Genomic DNA, 15,394 nt, shown 5'->3' with positions numbered 1-15,394 from the left:
GAAATCCGGGATTCGTGCAGACGGCAAGACCGCCCCGGATTGCGCTGCGCTCCATCCGGGCTACGGGCCTCTCCCCGCACGCTGGGAGAGGCGAAGGAATTCGGCAGCTTTGTAGGGTGGGCAAAGGCGCATCGCGCCGTGCCCACCATCTTTCAGCAATTGCGACGAGAGCGGTGGGCACGCTTCCGCCTTCGCTCTTCGAGCTACGGCGGACAAGTCGCTTTGCCCACCCTACGGCAGCTTAGCTGGTCAGCTCTGCCTCACACCGCCCCATGCGCCTCGACATACAGCGCATACACCGAGTGGCTGCTCGCCATATACAGCCGGTTGTTCTTCGGGCCGCCGAAGCAGAGGTTGGCGCAGCGCTCGGGCAGCTTGATGAAGGCGAGCGGCTTGCCGTCCGCGTTGAACACCATCACGCCGTCGAGATCTTCCGACTTGCCCTTGAGCTGATAGACCTTGCGGCCGCCGACCTCGGTGGGCCCGGATTGCAGCGCGCCGTTGGAGCCCCAGCCGCACCAGAGATTGCCGTCGCGGTCCACGCGAAAACCGTCGAGCGAGGCCTGGTCGGCCGCGTCGATCAGCTTGGTCTTGCCGCTCAAGGCACCGTCGTCGCCGACATTGTAGCTCCAGATGCTGCGGTTGGGCGTGCCCTTCCATTCGACGATGTAGAGCTTCTTCTCGTCCGGCGAGAAGGCGAGGCCGTTCGGATTGACGAGGTCGGTGAGGACGGCGCTGATCTTGCCGTCCTTGGCGATGCGATAGACGTTGGTGGTGGCCTGCTCGGCCTTCTCTTTCTTGCCTTCCCACTCGCCATTGATGCCGAACAAGGGATCGGTGAACCAGATGCTGTCGTCGGACTTCACCACGATGTCGTTCGGCGCGTTCAGCCGCTTGCCTTCGAACTTGTCGGCGAGCACGGTGATCTTGCCGTCCTTCTCGGTGCGGGTGATGCGGCGGGTAACGGAGTGCTCGCAGGTGACGAGGCGGCCCTGGCGGTCGCGCGCATTGCCATTGGCATAGTTGGCGTTGGCGCGGAAGACGCTGGTCTGACCGGTCTTCTCGTCGAACTTCATGATCCGGTTGTTGGGAATGTCCGAGAACAGCAGATAGCCGCCTTCGGGGAAATAGGCGGGGCCTTCGGCCCAGCGCATGCCTGATGCGACCTGCTCGACCGTCGAGGAATAGAGCCGGTATTTTCCAAAGCTGGGATCGAGGATCTGGACGGCGGGATCGGGGTAGCGCTGGTTGGGCGTGAACGGAAACGACTGGGCACCGGCGGCGCGGGCTAGAAGTGCGGAAGCCGCCGCCGCACCGGCGCCGGCCATGAGACTACGTCGCGTGAAATTCATCAGAATCCTCCCTGCTCGATAAAAGGCCGGCGCTTGATGCGCCGGCTCGTTTCTTGACGTGACTTAGCTTCGGCCTAGCGGCCGTTCTTCTTCCGCCATTCCGCGAAATCGGTGAGCGTCTGCGGATCGGTGGCGGGATAGAGCCCAAAGATGCCGCGGCCTCGGCCTACTTCCTCGGTGACGAAATCCTCGAACGCGGTCATCTCAAAGGTTTCGTTGGCGATCTCGTCGGCGAGATGCGCGGGGATCACGATGACGCCGTCGGCATCGCCGAGGATGACGTCGCCCGGAAATACCGGCGCATCGCCGCAGCCGATCGGAACGTTGATCTCGATCGCCTGGTGCAGCGTGAGGTTCGTCGGCGCCGAGGGGCGATGGTGATAGGCGGGGATGCCGAGCTTTGCGATCTCGGCGGAATCGCGAAAGCCGCCGTCGGTGACGACGCCGGCGACGCCGCGCTTCATCAATCGCGTCACCAGGATCGCGCCGGCCGAGGCCGCGCGCGCGTCCTTGCGGCTGTCCATCACCAGCACGCTGCCGGGCGGACAATCTTCGACCGCCTTGCGCTGCGGATGCGAGCGATCCCTAAAGACGTCGATGGTGTTGAGGTCCTCGCGCGCCGGCATGTAGCGCAGCGTGAAGGCCTCGCCGACCATGGTCGGCTGGTCGGCGCCGAGCGGGTGCACATCCTGGATCATCTGGATGCGCAGGCCGCGCTTGAACAGCGCGGTGGCGACGGTGGCGGTGGAGACGGATTTGAGTTTTGTGCGGGTGGCTTCGGTGAGTTTTGTCATGTGTATCCTCTTGTCATTCCGGGGCGCCGCGCGGCGGCGAGCCCGGAATCCATCGGGCCGCACGCAACGCGGTGAAATGGGTTCCGGGTTCGCGCTACGCGCGCCCCGGAACGACGGTCAGTAAATCGACGGCTCGCCGATCGGCGCGCCGAAATCAGTCTCCAGGAAATCGAAGTCGCAGCCGTCATTGGCCTGCTTGATATGTTTGGTAAACATCCAGCCATAGCCGCGTTCGAAGCGGCGCTCGGGCTGCTTCCAAGCGGCGCGGCGCTTGGCGAGCTCGGCTTCGGGGACATCGAGGTTGATGGTACGCGCGGCGACGTCGAGCGTGATGCGGTCGCCGTTCCGCACCAGCGCCAGCGGGCCACCGATGTAGGATTCCGGCGAGACGTGCAGGATGCAGGCGCCGTAGCTGGTGCCGCTCATGCGCGCGTCCGAGATCCGCACCATGTCGCGCACGCCCTGCTTCACGAGTTTTGTCGGGATCGGCAGCATGCCCCACTCCGGCATGCCCGGCCCGCCCTGCGGCCCTGCGTTGCGCAGGATGAGGATATGGTCCTCGGTGACGTCGAGATTGGGATCGTCGACCGCCTTCTTCATCGCGGGATAGTCGTCGAACACCAGCGCGGGTCCGGTGTGCTTGAGGAAGCGCGGCGCGCAGGCGGAGGGTTTGATGACGCAGCCATCGGGCGCGAGATTGCCCTTGAGCACGGCGAGCGCGCCCTCCTTGTAGATGGGATTGTCGACCGAGCGGATCACGTCGTCATTGTGCACCTCGACACCCTCGATGTTTTCGCCGACAGTCTTGCCGGTGACAGTGACGCAATCGAGGTGCAGGTGCTGCTTGATCTCACCCATCAGCGCCGGCAGGCCGCCGGCATAGAAGAAATCTTCCATGAGATAGGCATCGCCGCTCGGACGGACGTTGGCGATCACGGGCACCTTGCGGCTCGCCTTCTCGAAATCGTCTAGCCCAATATCGAGTCCAGCGCGGCGGGCCTGCGCGATCAGATGGATGATCGCGTTGGTGGAGCAGCCCATCGCCATGGCCACAGCAATCGCGTTCTCGAAGGCTTTTCGGGTCTGGATCGTCTTCGGCGTCAGATCCTCCCACACCATCTCGACGATGCGGCGGCCGCATTCGCTGGCCATGCGGATGTGGTTGGCGTCGGCGGCCGGAATCGAGGAGGCGCCCGGCAGCGTCATGCCGATCGCCTCGGCAATCGCGGTCATGGTCGAGGCCGTGCCCATGGTCATGCAGGTGCCGTAGCTCCGCGCAATGCCGGCTTCGATATCGAGCCAGTCTTTGTCGGAAATCTTGCCGGCGCGCCGCTCGTCCCAGTATTTCCAGCCGTCGGAGCCGGAGCCGAGCGTCTTGCCCTTCCAATTGCCGCGCAGCATCGGTCCCGCCGGCAGATAGATCGCCGGGATGTTCATCGAGGTCGCACCCAGCAGCAGCGCCGGAGTGGTCTTGTCGCAGCCGCCCATCAGCACCACGCCGTCGACGGGATGGCTGCGCAACAGCTCCTCGGCGTCCATCGCCAGAAGATTGCGATAGAGCATCGTGGTCGGCTTCAAGAGCGATTCCGACAGCGACAATGCCGGCAACTCGATCGGCAAGCCACCCGCCATCAGGATGCCGCGCTTGACGTCGTCGACGCGCGACTTGAAGTGCATGTGACAGGGCTGCGCGTCCGACCAGGTGTTGAGGATCGCGATGATGGGGCGGTCCTTCCACTCCTCCGGGGCGTAGCCCATCTGCATGGTGCGGGAACGGTGGCCGAACGAGCGGAGGTCGTCGGGCGCGAACCAGCGCGCGCTGCGGAGCTGGTTGGGCGTGATTTTCTTCTTGGTCATGATTGGGTGCCCCATTTCTGGACGGTATTCCGCTCGATGGCGCGGAAGATCAGGTTCTCGACAAAAAGCCCGATGATAATCACCGTCAAGAGGCCCGCGAACACTGCGGGTATGTCGAGGAGGTTGCGGTTCTCGAAGATGAACCAGCCAAGCCCGCCCTGGCCCGACGACACGCCGAACACCAGCTCGGCCGCGATCAGGGTACGCCATGCAAAGGCCCAGCCGATCTTGAGGCCGGTGAGAATCGAGCCGAACGCGGCGGGGATGAGAATCTTTGCGACGTAAGGCAACCCGCGCAGGCCATAATTGCGCCCGACCATGCGCAGCGTGTTGGACACGCTCTTGAAGCCGGAATGGGTGTTGAGCGCGACCGGCCACAGCACCGAATGGATGAGCACGAAGACGAGGCTGCCATTGCCGAGGCCGAACCAGATCAAGGCGAGCGGCAACAGCGCGATCGCCGGCAACGGATTGAACATCGCCGTGACCGTTTCCAGAAAATCGGTGCCGATCCGCGTCGAGATGGCGAGCACGGTAAAGATCGCGGCCAGCACGATGCCGGCCGAATAGCCCATGAACAGCACCTTCAGCGAGGCCCGGGCGCGCATCGGAATGGTGCCGTCCTTGACGCGCTCCCATAGCGTCACGATGGAGTCGTGCAGCGTCGGAAACAGCAGGGGATTGTCGAGGATGACGCCATAGGATTCCCAGACCGCCGCCAGGAACAGGATGATGACGGTCTTGCGGACAAAACCGTCGTTCCACAACAGCTCCGGCACGCTCAGCTTGCGCTCGACCTCGCCCGCACCGCCAGTCGCGGCGACCGACGCGTCACGCAGCAATATTCTCGCTTCGCCCATGACAGGCCCCCTCAATGCGCTGTGGCTTCGGCCGCGAACAGGAGATCGTGGATCTCCTTCTCCAGCCGGCCGGCGCTGCCGTCTCCATTCGAGACCTTGTCGACATCGACCACCTCGGCCTTGACCCGGCCGGGATGCGGCGACAGCAGCAGGATGCGGTTGCCGATGCGGATCGCTTCCGCGATGGAATGGGTCACGAACAGCACCGTGAATTTGGTCTCGCTCCAGAGCTGAAGCAGCTCGTCCTGGCAGGTGCGCCGCGTCAGCGCGTCGAGCGCGGCGAACGGCTCGTCCATCAGCAGGATATCAGGCTCCATCGCCATGCCGCGCGCGATCGCGACGCGCTGCTTCATGCCACCGGACAGCGTGTGCGGATAGGCATCGACGACGCGGGTGAGGCCGACCTTCTCGATATAGGCCCGCGCGCGCGCCTCGGCGTCCTTGCGCGACAATTTTCGCGCTGTCAGCAACGGGAACATCACGTTGGCGAGCACGCTCTTCCAGGGCAGGAGCTGGTCGAACTCCTGGAAGATCATCATGCGGTCGGCGCCGGGACCGTGGATCTCGCGATCGTTGATGGTCATGCGGCCTTCGCTCGGGCTCATGTAGCCGCCGACGGCCTTGAGCAGGGTCGACTTGCCGCAGCCTGACGGCCCGAGCAGCACGAAGCGGTCGGACCTGTCGACGGTGAAGCTGACCCTTTCGGTGGCGGTGACGACGGCGCTGGAGGTCTTGTAGCGCAGCGTCACCCCGTTGACGTCGAGCAGCGCCATCAGTTGCCTTTCAGGTCGTGCGCGACGGGGAGATAATAGTCGGTCCAGGCCTTGGGCTGGTTCTTCAGCGTGCCGGTCTTGAACAGGTGGGCTGCGAATTTCATCGTGCCCTGCGGCTCGAGATTCCATTCCATCATGCCGGGCTCCTTCAGGAGATCGAGCAGCTCTTCCACCGAGGTCTTGTCGCCGGTGATCTCCTTGTAGATCTCGACCGCCTGCCTGGTGTCGCTGCGGATCAGATCCTGCGCTTCTTTCGTGGCATCGCGCACGGCCTGGATGATCTTCGGATTGGCATCGGCGAATTTGGTCGTGGTGAAGAATTGCGCCTGGCTCAATGGACCGCCCATCACGTCAGGCGAGTTCAGCACGACATGCGCGCCCGGTACGTTCTTCAGTTCGAGGAAGGTGAAAGGCGGGATCGAGAAGTGGGTGTGCATCTCATGCTTGGGATTGGACAGCGCCGTATAGGCGTCGGGATGGCCAAGCTGCACGGTGTTGGCGTCCAGCTTCGACCATTGGTCGGCGCCGAAGGCCTCCGCGGCGGCGATCTGAAGCACGATCGCCTGCGTGGAAACCTTCACCGTCGGCACCGCGATCTTGTCGCTCGGACCAAAATCCTTGATCGACTTGATGTTGGCGTCGCGGCTGATCAGCGTCATCGGCTGCGCCGAGGTCGCGACGATGCCCTTCACGCCGCCGCGGGTGCGGTCCCACAGCAACAGAAGATTGCCGGTGCCGGTGTTGAGGATGTCGACGCCCCCGGCGAGCAGCGCATCGGTCTGTGCGCCGCCGCCGGAAAAGGTCACCCATTTGGTGGTGACGCCGGGCACGCCGAGCGAAGCTGCGTGCTTCTCGATCAGCTTCTGCTTTTCCATGATGTGGCTCGGCATGTAGAAAATGCCGGGCTGGCGCGACAGCGAGATCTCGGATTTCTGCTGCGCATGCGCCGCGGATACCGGCAGGACGGTTGCGGCGATCAGGGCGGCAGCCGCAAGCTTGCTACGAAGATGCTTGATCATTGTTGTGTGTTTCCTCCGGGTGCGCGTCGCGCTGCGTTGACCCTGCTGATGCACTAATATATTAGTACATCAAAGGCAAGCCCGCGGGACCCGACATGGAAGCAACCCATACCGCGCCGCGCGCGGCACGACCCGCAAAAGCCGTTTCAAGGCTTGATCGCGCCCGCCAGGCCGCGCCGCAGGTGTTCGAGCGGCTGCGCAATGCGATCATCGCCCTGGAGCTGCCGCCGGGGGCGCCGCTGTCACGCGCCGAGCTTGCCGGCCAGTTCGGAATCAGCTCGACGCCGGTGCGCGATGCCTTGATGCGGCTCGAGGAAGAGGGCCTAGTCGACGTGTTTCCGCAGCACGCAACTGTCGTCAGCCGGATCGACATCAGCCGCGCCGAGCAGGCGCATTTCCTGCGTCAGGCACTCGAACTGGAGATCGTCCGCCTGCTCGCCGCCGGCAGGGACGCGGCGCTCATGGTCCGCCTGGATCAGGCCATTACGCTCCAGCAGCAATTTGCCAAGGCCGGCGAGTTCGAGGCCTTCATGGCCGCCGACAACGACTTCCACGCCCAGCTCTACGCCGCCGCCGGAAAGCAAGACCTGTGGACGCTGGTGCGCAGCCGCAGCGGGCATATCGACCGGCTGCGCCGGCTGCATTTGCCTTCGCCCGGCAAGGCCCAGAACATCGTCCGCCACCACAAGCTGATCACGCGCGCGATCGAGGCCGGAGACGCTGACGCCGCGCAACAGCATCTGCGCAAGCACCTGTCGGGCACGCTCAGCGAGCTCGACAAGATCCGGAGCCATCATCCCGAATACCTGACCGATTAGGCGCGCGACACGATCCGAGCGTGCGTCAGGGACTTCATGTGCACGTAAGCATGCATATGGCCGACCCCGCCGGTATCGCGCGAGGCGGACAAGGCGTCGGCCGCGAAGTGCTTGCAGGCTGGACGGAAACCGCGCAACAATTTCGCATTTGATGCTTTGATTTGGGGTCGCTGGACGTCCCATCCGGCCCGGAGGGTTTCAGACGTGGCCAACATCCTGATTGTGGATGACGACCCGGCCGTGCAGATCACGATTCGGCTGATCCTGGAGAGGGCCGGTCATCACGTCACCGCCGCCGGCGATGGCTACGAGGGAATTGCGTTGTTCGAGGCGAGCCAGTTCGACCTCCTGTTCCTCGACATATTCATGCCCGGCATGGACGGACTGGAGACGATGCGCCACATCCGCGTGCTGCAGCCGGCCCTTCCGATCGTCGTCATTTCCGGCCGCCGCGCCGTCACCCCGGACGCCTATGCCGAACCGGACTTTCTGAAGATGGCGACCAAGCTCGGCGCGGTCGCAAGTCTGCAGAAGCCGTTCCGGCCGAACGCCCTGCTCGCCGCTGTCGACGGCTGCCTCACATCAGCGCCGCAAGCTAATGTCGGCTCCGGCAGCCGATGACGGGGTGATCCATGTTGCAGCGTAGCAGGACATTCGGGACCGCTCGCGACGCGGTGCGAAGGCCGATATGACCCTCGCGACCCGGCTGGCCATCGCAATGATCCTGCTGGTCGCGGCTGCGGTCGCCGCGGTCGGATGGCTGAGCCATTACAGCCTGGAGCAAGCCTTCCTGCCGCGCGTGCTCGACCGCATCGAGGGCCACTCGCGGCTCCTGGCCTCGCAGCTCGAAGCGCATGTGAACGGCGCCCGCGCCGACGTCGCGACATTCCGCTCCCGTGCTGCCGCGCGCGGTATGATCGATGCCCATTTCAACGACGGGGTCGATCCGGTCGATCACCTCTCGGAGAAGACCTGGCGCGACCGATTGCTGACGCGCCTCGTGGCCGACGTCGGCGCCAACCCGGCCTACGCAAAAGTCCGCATCATCGGCGCCGATGGCGTCGAGTATCTGCGCGTCGACCGCTCCGGCCCGAACGGAGCGGTGCGAGCAGTTCCCGACGATGCCTTGCAGAACAAGGGCGAGCGCTCATTCTTCCAGGTGGCGATCAAGCTGGCAGAAGACCAAGTCAGCGTCTCCCCGGTCGAACTGGACGTCGACGACGGCGTGGTTCAGATGCCCTATGTTCCGACCTTGCGCGTCGCGGCGCCCCTGTTTGGGTCCGATCACCGGCTGTTCGGCATCGTCGTCGTCAATGTCGACATGCGCCAGGTGTTCGACCGTATCAGGATATCGATCCGGAACGGTGAAGCGGTCTATGTGGTCGGCCGTAACGGCGATTATCTCGTGCATCCGGATCGCACCCGCGAGTTCGGTTCGCTGGCAGAACGACTTCCCCTATTTCGCTGCCATCACCGGATCGACGCAGGGTGCGACCCAGGTCGTGCCGGGCAGTGACGGCAAGCCGAGCGGCACCGCGATCGCGCCCGCAATCCTGGCCGAGGACCAGTGGGTCGGTGTCATCCGCGTCGTGCCCAATGCCGTCTTCATGGCGCCGGCCGTCACCATCGAGAAATCGACCATCACGATCGGCCTCATCGCGGTGCTGGTCGCCGCCATACTGGCCGTGCTGCTGGCGCGGTCGTTGACCCGGCCGATCGGGCAGCTCACTGCGGCGGTCGAGTGGCTGGGTCGGGACAATTCCATCAGAATTCCAACCGACGCCCCCGGCGAGACCGGCGTGCTGGCGCGGGCATTTGCCCGTCTGATCGATGAAATGCGGGCGAAGACGGCGGCGCTGGAGCATGAGGTCGAGGAGCGGCGGCGCACCGAGGCCGCGCGCGACCAGCTCGCCGTCCGCGAGCGCCTGTTCAGCGCGGCGGTCGAATCCTCCGACGATTCGATCGTGATGCAGACGCTCGACGGCATCATCATCGGCTGGAATGCGGCGGCCGAGCGCCTCTACGGCTATACGGCCGAGGAAGCGGTCGGACAGCCGACCTTGATCCTCCTGCCACCCGATCGCCGCGACGAAGGCAAGGACTATCTGCGGCGGATTGCGACGGGCGAGCGGATCGAGCATTTCGAAACGGTGCGCCTTCGCAAGGACGGCAGTCCGGTCGAAATCTCGGTGAGCCTGTCACCGATCAGGGACGATTCGGGCGAGATCATCGGCGCGTCCGGCACGGCGCGCAGCCTGACCGATGCGCGACGGACCGAGCGCGCGCTGCAACAGCAGATCGAGGAACGGCGGCAGCTGTTCGACGCCTCGGAAGATCTGATCATGATCATGGATTCGCGGGGCCATATCGTGCAGGTCAGCCCGAGCAGCCAGGCCGTGCTCGGCTACCCGCCGGACGAGATGATCGGCCGCAGCGGCGTCGATTTCATCCATCCCGCGCATCTCGAGCAATCCCGCGAGGAGATGCGCGCGCTCCGGCGCGGCGGACACCCGAAGCTCGCCGATACCCGCTGCATCCACAAGGACGGACGCGAGGTCTGGCTGTCATGGCTCGGCAACTGGTCAGATCAGGCCAAGCGTTTCTTCTTCGTTGGACGCGACATGACCGAGGCGCGACGCTCGGAAGAGTCCTTGCGCGAAAGCGAGCTGCTCGCGCGCAACATCGTCGAGACCGCGCTCGACGCCTTCGTCCAGACCGATGACCGCAGCATCATCCTGAACTGGAGCTCGCGGGCCGAGGAGCTGTTCGGATGGCGGCGCGACGAAGCGCTGGGCAGGAATGGGGTCGACCTCATCGTCGCCGAGAGCGAGCGGGAGCGGGTCAAGGCCGGCCTCGCGCGCTTTCTCGAGTCCCAGGACGGCCAGACGCTCAACCGCCGCCGCGAGCTCACGGTTCGTCGTCGCGACGGCAAGGAATTCACGGCCGAGGTGAGCGTCACGGCGCTGAAACGCCGCGAAGGCATTCTGTTCAATGTGTTCTACCGCGACCTCACCGACAAGATCGCGTCCGAGGAGCGCATCCGCCACGCCGACAAGATGGAGGCTGTCGGCCAGCTCACCGGCGGCGTGGCGCACGACTTCAACAACATCCTCACCGTCATCACCGGGACGATCGAGATCCTGGCCGACGCGGTGGCGAAGGAGCCGGAGCTTGCGGCGATCACGAAGATGATCGACGAGGCCGCCGGGCGCGGCGCCGAGCTGACCCAGCACCTGCTCGCCTTCGCGCGCAAGCAGCCGCTGCAGCCGCGCGAAGTCGACATCAACGCGCTGATCATCAACACCGCAAAGCTGTTGCGCCCGACGCTGGGCGAGCAGATCCAGATCGAATCGGTGTTCGAGGACGAGAGCTGCGTTGCGATCGTCGACCCCAACCAGCTCACCACCGCGATCCTCAACCTCGCGCTCAATGCCCGCGACGCCATGCCCGGCGGCGGCAAGCTGATCGTGGAAACGGGCGCCGCCTATCTCGACGAGTTCTATGCCAGCGCCAACGACGTCCCGCCCGGACACTATGTGCTGATCGCCGTGAGCGACACCGGCTCGGGCATTCCCGCGCACATGCTGGCCCGGGTGTTCGATCCGTTCTTCACCTCGAAGGGACCGGGCAAGGGCACCGGGCTCGGGCTTTCGATGGTCTACGGCTTCATCAAGCAGTCCACGGGCCACATCAAGATCTACAGCGAGGAAGGCCACGGCACCACGATCAAGATGTATCTGCCGCCCGGCAAGACGGCCGCGGCCGTGGGCGAAGGCGTGACGCCATCGACGATCGAGGGCGGGCACGAGACGATCCTCGTGGTCGAGGACGACCGGCTGGTGCGCGACTACGTTCTGGCGCAGCTGCATTCGCTCGGCTACGTCACCTTGCAGGCCGCGAACGCCGCGGAGGCGCTCGCGATCGTCGCCACCGGCAAGGCGTTCGACCTGCTGTTCACCGACGTCATCATGCCCGGCAAGTTGAACGGACGGCAGCTTGCCGACGAGGTGTCGAAGACGCGTCCCGACCTCAGGGTGGTCTACACCTCCGGCTATACCGAGAACGCGATCATCCATCACGGCCGGCTGGATTCAGGTGTGCTGCTGCTGGCGAAGCCGTATCGCAAATCCGATCTGGCGCGGATCATCCGCAAGGCGCTGAACAGTTGAGGAACCGTGTCCCGGCCAAGGCGCAGCGTGCAACGCTGCGGCGCAGAGCCGGACCCAGGACTGTCAGCCGTGACATTGGAGAGATGGGCCCCGGCTCAGCAGCGCATCATTGCATGATGCGCTGCGTCCGGGGCACGAGAGAGAATGGCCAGTCGCCTTACGACGCGCGCTGGGCCGCGGTCATCACGATGCGGATCAGATCGGCGGCGTTGCGCGCGCCGAGCTTCTTCATGATGTTGGCGCGATGGTCCTCGATGGTGCGAGGGCTGATGCCGAGCGTGCGGCCGGCTTCCTTGTTGGACGCACCGGAAGCGAACTGCTCCAGCACCTCGCGCTCACGCCGCGTCAACGGCTCGCGTCCGGGGAAGTGCAGCGAAGAGAATTTCGGCGATACGCTCTCTGCCTGCCTGCGTGCATAGGCTCCGATCGCCTCGTCCAGCCGACCGACGATCTCGCTACCGCGGAACGGCTTCTCGATGAAATCGAGCGCGCCGCTCTTGATGGCGCCCACCGCCATCGAGATGTCGCCCTGCCCGGAGATCATGAAGATCGGCGCCGGATAATCTTCGCCGTGCAGTTCCTTCAGAATGTCGAGGCCCGACTTTCCGGGAATGTGCACGTCGAGCAGGATCGCAGCCGGCGTACGGCTCCGCGCGACGGAGAGCAGCGCTGCGCCGTCCGCAAAACAGATCACCTCATAACCCGCCGCCTTCAACACCATCGACAAGGTGTCGCGAACCGCAGGGTCGTCGTCGACCACGAAGATTTCACCACGAGAGGTTTGCTCGGCCATGTGCCACATCCAGTTGGCATTACGGACTCGCGTCCGCGCCAACCGTTATGGCGTTCGGCGCGGATTCGGCCCACCCGTATTTGTACGGGACATAGACTTAACGCACAAGTAGCGGCATTGCGCCTAATTGCAGGAGACGGAGAATATCCATGCTAAATTTGGCCGATACGCCGCCGCTGGTCGCGACATCCGAGGCCGACAGCCAACGATTGATCGCCGCCGACCTTCGCTTGCTGATCGCACAGATCGAGACCAGTATGCGCCGGATCGCCGCAGCCATGGATCAAGAACACAGCAACGATCCGGAAGGTTCCGCCGACGTCTTCATACTCGACGACGTCACGCCGCGCTATGCCACCGCGAACGCCGCTCTCAACGCCTGCCGGGCAGGCCTCGGCCACGCCCTGCAATTCCTGTCTGACTCCAGCAACCCGGCTTGAATTGTGACCGGCGCGGCGGAGTGCCCGCGTCCGATCGCATGGCAGCTCCGCGCCTCAGGCGCGGTGCCGTTCCACGATCGCGTCGGTAGCGACGCCACCCCAGGTGTGGATCGCCGGCAGCCCCATTGCGGTCTTGCCGAGATTGGCGAGGCTGATGCGCAGCGCCGCGAGATCGAGCGGCTTCGGCAAGCCCTGGAGCTGGATCCCGACGGAACGGGCGAAGCTGCGGGCGGCGCTGCGGCGCTTGCCGTCCATACCGCTGATGACGATCACGTGGCCTGCGAATTTCGCCGCCGCCATCTCACGCAGCACGTCGATGCCGTCGCCATCCTCCAGCACGAGATCGAGCGTCACGCAGTCGAAGCGGGCGGCGCGGAGCTTCTCGATCGCCTCGGCGACGGACGGCGCCACCGCGACTTCATGGCCGGCCTGCCTGGCAGCGACCGTGATCAGGCTGCGCTGCGTGGCGTCGTCGTCGACCACCAGAAGCTGAAGCGCACGCCGCTCGGCGACGTCGGGCAGGTTTGACGGGATGGGGGAGAGGGAGCTTCTGGGCATTACCGTATCCTGAGAATTGAGACGAGCGATCGATACACGGATCGCGCTTCAACCCCGTAAAGCCGGTGCGGCGAATTCGTCTGGATGTTTTAGCAAATGTGAACCAACGTCGCAGAGAACGACGACGAGGCGCGCGCGAAAATCACGCAGCCTCGTCCCGGCCGCTGGAGACGCCGCGCTTCTTCCGGTTCTTGCCGCGCAGGAACTGGATGTCCATTTCGGCGCCGTTGACGCGCACCAGCTCGCAACGGCGATAGGCGAGCCCGGTCGACGACAGCAGCAGGAAGAATTCCTTCAGGTTCAATCCCTGGATCGAGCCATCCACCGTAAGGATGGCGTCGGTGTCGGAAATCGCATTGAGCTTGCAGTCGCGCCGCCACGTGCCGTCGATCGCCATGATGCAGACATCATAGCCACGACTGAACGTGACGCGCTCTGCGCCCTTGCCATCCTCTGCCATGCCTATCGTCCTGCCACCACCGCCATGCGCGGCGGCGCGGCGCCGGCGAAAGCCGGTTTGGCTGCCGCTGCACGCGGGTCGTTCGGCTTGTAGAGGCCGCGGCGATCCGGGATCGGCCTGAACGTGTCGGTCAGTCCGACCACGGTTTCGGCTGCACCCAGCACCAAAAAGCCGTCGCCCTCGATCTGGCGGGCGAGGCGGTTGAAGATGTTGATCTTGGTGTCCTGGTCGAAATAGATCAGCACGTTGCGGCAGAAGATGACGTCGAAGGTGCCGAGCTGGGCAAAATCATGCAGCAGGTTGAGCTGCCGGTGCTGGATCATCGCGCGCAGCTCGGGATTGATCTGCCATGTCTCGCCGGTCTGCTTGAAATATTTCATCAGCATCTGGATCGGCAGGCCGCGCTGCACCTCGAACTGGCTGTAGATGCCGGCCTTGGCCTTCTCGAGCACCTCCTGCGACAGGTCGGTGGCGATGATCTCGACGCGCCAGCCGGTCAGGGCCGCGCCCATCTCCTTCAGGCACATCGCCAGCGAATAGGGCTCCTGCCCGGTCGAGCCGGCGGCGCACCAGATGCGCATGCTCCGGCGGCCGGCGCGCGCCTTGATGACCTCAGGCATGATGGTGTCGCGGAAATGATCGAACGGGACCTTGTCGCGGAAGAAGAAGGTCTCGTTGGTGGTCATGGCTTCGACCACGCTGGTGACGAGCGCGCTCGAGCCGCCCTGCAGCTTCTGCACGAGCTCGCCGATCCCGGAGAGCCCGGCCTTGCGGGCGAGCGGCAACAACCGGCTTTCGATCAGATATTGCTTGTCTGCGGACAGGTCGAGCCCGGAATGATCCCTCAGGAACTTACGCAGATACTCATACTCGGTCGGGGTCACGGATAGCCTCTCGGAAGCTGTACTGGGGACACTCTGGCTGAAACGCTCGGGCCAGATACTCAGACCATGGCTTGTCCGACCGGGATCAAGCCGACTTCAGCGAACTTGTCGGCGATGATGTCCTTATCGAAGGGCTTCATAATGTACTCGTTGGCGCCGCCGCTGAGCGCCTGGGCGATATGAGCCACGTTGTTCTCGGTGGTGCAGAACACCACCTTCGGCTGATCGCCGCCGGGCAGGCGGCGCATGTGGCCCATGAACTCGAAGCCGTCCATCACGGGCATGTTCCAGTCGAGCAGCACCGCATCGGGCAACTGCCGCTGGCAGATCTCCAGCGCCTTCGAGCCGTCCTCGGCCTCGGTGACTTCGAATTCCAGGCCTTCCAGGATCCGGCGCGCGATCTTTCGCACGACGCTGGAATCATCGACCACCAAACATGTCTTCATTTTGGTTCTCCGGCTTCGATGTTTCGGTTAGCTCAGGCAGCCATTTGCACTTCGGTTTTAAGCTCGAGGACGCGATCGACGTCGAGGACGACCATGAGCTGCCCGTCGAGACGGTGGACGCCGCCGGCGAGCTTGGCCATGCGGGGATCGAGGTTGACGGGGTTCTCTTCC

Annotated in this window: 16 protein-coding genes and 1 pseudogene; 5 read left to right on the top strand and 12 right to left on the bottom strand. The window is 64.4% G+C overall.

The features are described 5' to 3' along the window. Positions 1 to 260: 260 nt before the first annotated feature. The 6 genes from QJT78_RS23890 to QJT78_RS23865 all read right to left on the bottom strand — a co-directional run bounded on the left by QJT78_RS23890 (position 261) and on the right by QJT78_RS23865 (position 6,655). Positions 261 to 1,352, bottom strand: a complete 1,092-nt coding sequence (locus QJT78_RS23890; RefSeq protein WP_028149320.1) for an SMP-30/gluconolactonase/LRE family protein — start codon at positions 1,350 to 1,352, stop codon at positions 261 to 263. Positions 1,353 to 1,426: 74 nt separating this feature from the next. Next, positions 1,427 to 2,146: a ribonuclease activity regulator RraA gene (locus QJT78_RS23885; protein ID WP_028149321.1), complete on the bottom strand. Its 720-nt coding sequence runs from the start codon at positions 2,144 to 2,146 to the stop codon at positions 1,427 to 1,429. Positions 2,147 to 2,263: 117 nt separating this feature from the next. Beyond that, positions 2,264 to 4,003, bottom strand: coding sequence for an L-arabinonate dehydratase (gene araD / locus QJT78_RS23880; RefSeq protein WP_028149322.1), 1,740 nt, complete (start codon positions 4,001 to 4,003; stop codon positions 2,264 to 2,266). Continuing rightward, a complete protein-coding gene (locus QJT78_RS23875; RefSeq protein WP_281460335.1) occupies positions 4,000 to 4,863 on the bottom strand; it encodes an ABC transporter permease in 864 nt (287 codons plus the stop codon). The genes araD and QJT78_RS23875 overlap by 4 nt, the downstream gene beginning before the upstream one ends. Positions 4,864 to 4,874: 11 nt before the next feature. Continuing rightward, positions 4,875 to 5,636, bottom strand: coding sequence for an ABC transporter ATP-binding protein (locus tag QJT78_RS23870; protein WP_028149324.1), 762 nt, complete (start codon positions 5,634 to 5,636; stop codon positions 4,875 to 4,877). Further along, positions 5,636 to 6,655, bottom strand: coding sequence for an ABC transporter substrate-binding protein (locus QJT78_RS23865; protein ID WP_038943417.1), 1,020 nt, complete (start codon positions 6,653 to 6,655; stop codon positions 5,636 to 5,638). Before QJT78_RS23865 ends, QJT78_RS23870 begins: the two co-directional genes overlap by 1 nt. Positions 6,656 to 6,750: 95 nt before the next feature. Here QJT78_RS23865 and QJT78_RS23860 point away from each other — a divergent pair, with 95 nt between their 5' ends. From QJT78_RS23860 to QJT78_RS23850, 4 genes are all read left to right on the top strand, one after another. Further along, a complete protein-coding gene (locus QJT78_RS23860) occupies positions 6,751 to 7,473 on the top strand; it encodes a GntR family transcriptional regulator (RefSeq protein ID WP_028149326.1) in 723 nt (240 codons plus the stop codon). Between the two features lie 204 nt (positions 7,474 to 7,677). Beyond that, positions 7,678 to 8,094 (top strand): response regulator, encoded by a 417-nt coding sequence (locus QJT78_RS23855; protein WP_028149327.1) that lies wholly within the window; start codon positions 7,678 to 7,680, stop codon positions 8,092 to 8,094. Positions 8,095 to 8,161: 67 nt separating this feature from the next. Continuing rightward, on the top strand, positions 8,162 to 8,989 hold the full coding sequence (locus QJT78_RS53180; protein ID WP_312016844.1) for a cache domain-containing protein: 828 nt from the start codon (positions 8,162 to 8,164) through the stop codon (positions 8,987 to 8,989). Positions 8,990 to 9,080: 91 nt separating this feature from the next. Next, positions 9,081 to 11,642, top strand: a complete 2,562-nt coding sequence (locus QJT78_RS23850) for a PAS domain S-box protein (RefSeq protein ID WP_312016845.1) — start codon at positions 9,081 to 9,083, stop codon at positions 11,640 to 11,642. 157 nt (positions 11,643 to 11,799) lie between these two features. Here QJT78_RS23850 and QJT78_RS23845 read toward each other — a convergent pair whose 3' ends face one another. Next, positions 11,800 to 12,435, bottom strand: a complete 636-nt coding sequence (locus QJT78_RS23845; RefSeq protein WP_028149329.1) for a response regulator — start codon at positions 12,433 to 12,435, stop codon at positions 11,800 to 11,802. 149 nt (positions 12,436 to 12,584) lie between these two features. Between QJT78_RS23845 and QJT78_RS23840 the strand changes: the two genes are divergently transcribed. Beyond that, complete coding sequence (locus QJT78_RS23840; protein WP_028149330.1) at positions 12,585 to 12,875, top strand: hypothetical protein; 291 nt, start codon at positions 12,585 to 12,587, stop codon at positions 12,873 to 12,875. A gap of 54 nt (positions 12,876 to 12,929) precedes the next feature. On the opposite strand, the gene QJT78_RS23835 is transcribed toward QJT78_RS23840, so the two are convergent. The 5 genes and pseudogenes from QJT78_RS23835 to QJT78_RS23815 form a co-directional block, all read right to left on the bottom strand. Then, the gene (locus QJT78_RS23835) at positions 12,930 to 13,433 is read right to left on the bottom strand and encodes a response regulator (protein ID WP_028149331.1); all 504 of its coding nucleotides are present in this window, start codon (positions 13,431 to 13,433) and stop codon (positions 12,930 to 12,932) included. Positions 13,434 to 13,575: 142 nt separating this feature from the next. Then, the gene (locus QJT78_RS23830) at positions 13,576 to 13,893 is read right to left on the bottom strand and encodes a hypothetical protein (RefSeq protein WP_038943414.1); all 318 of its coding nucleotides are present in this window, start codon (positions 13,891 to 13,893) and stop codon (positions 13,576 to 13,578) included. Positions 13,894 to 13,895: 2 nt separating this feature from the next. Next, complete coding sequence (locus tag QJT78_RS23825) at positions 13,896 to 14,777, bottom strand: protein-glutamate O-methyltransferase CheR (RefSeq protein WP_028149333.1); 882 nt, start codon at positions 14,775 to 14,777, stop codon at positions 13,896 to 13,898. Between the two features lie 59 nt (positions 14,778 to 14,836). Next, the gene (locus tag QJT78_RS23820; RefSeq protein ID WP_018321619.1) at positions 14,837 to 15,223 is read right to left on the bottom strand and encodes a response regulator; all 387 of its coding nucleotides are present in this window, start codon (positions 15,221 to 15,223) and stop codon (positions 14,837 to 14,839) included. Between the two features lie 32 nt (positions 15,224 to 15,255). Then, positions 15,256 to 15,394: pseudogene (locus QJT78_RS23815) on the bottom strand (chemotaxis protein CheW); the annotation flags it as partial.

This window comes from Bradyrhizobium sp. Mp27, from assembly GCF_029953005.1.
Taxonomy (GTDB): domain Bacteria; phylum Pseudomonadota; class Alphaproteobacteria; order Rhizobiales; family Xanthobacteraceae; genus Bradyrhizobium; species Bradyrhizobium barranii.
The sequence above is the reverse complement of the archived record's forward strand: the minus strand, read 5'-3'. Positions and strand labels throughout refer to the sequence as shown.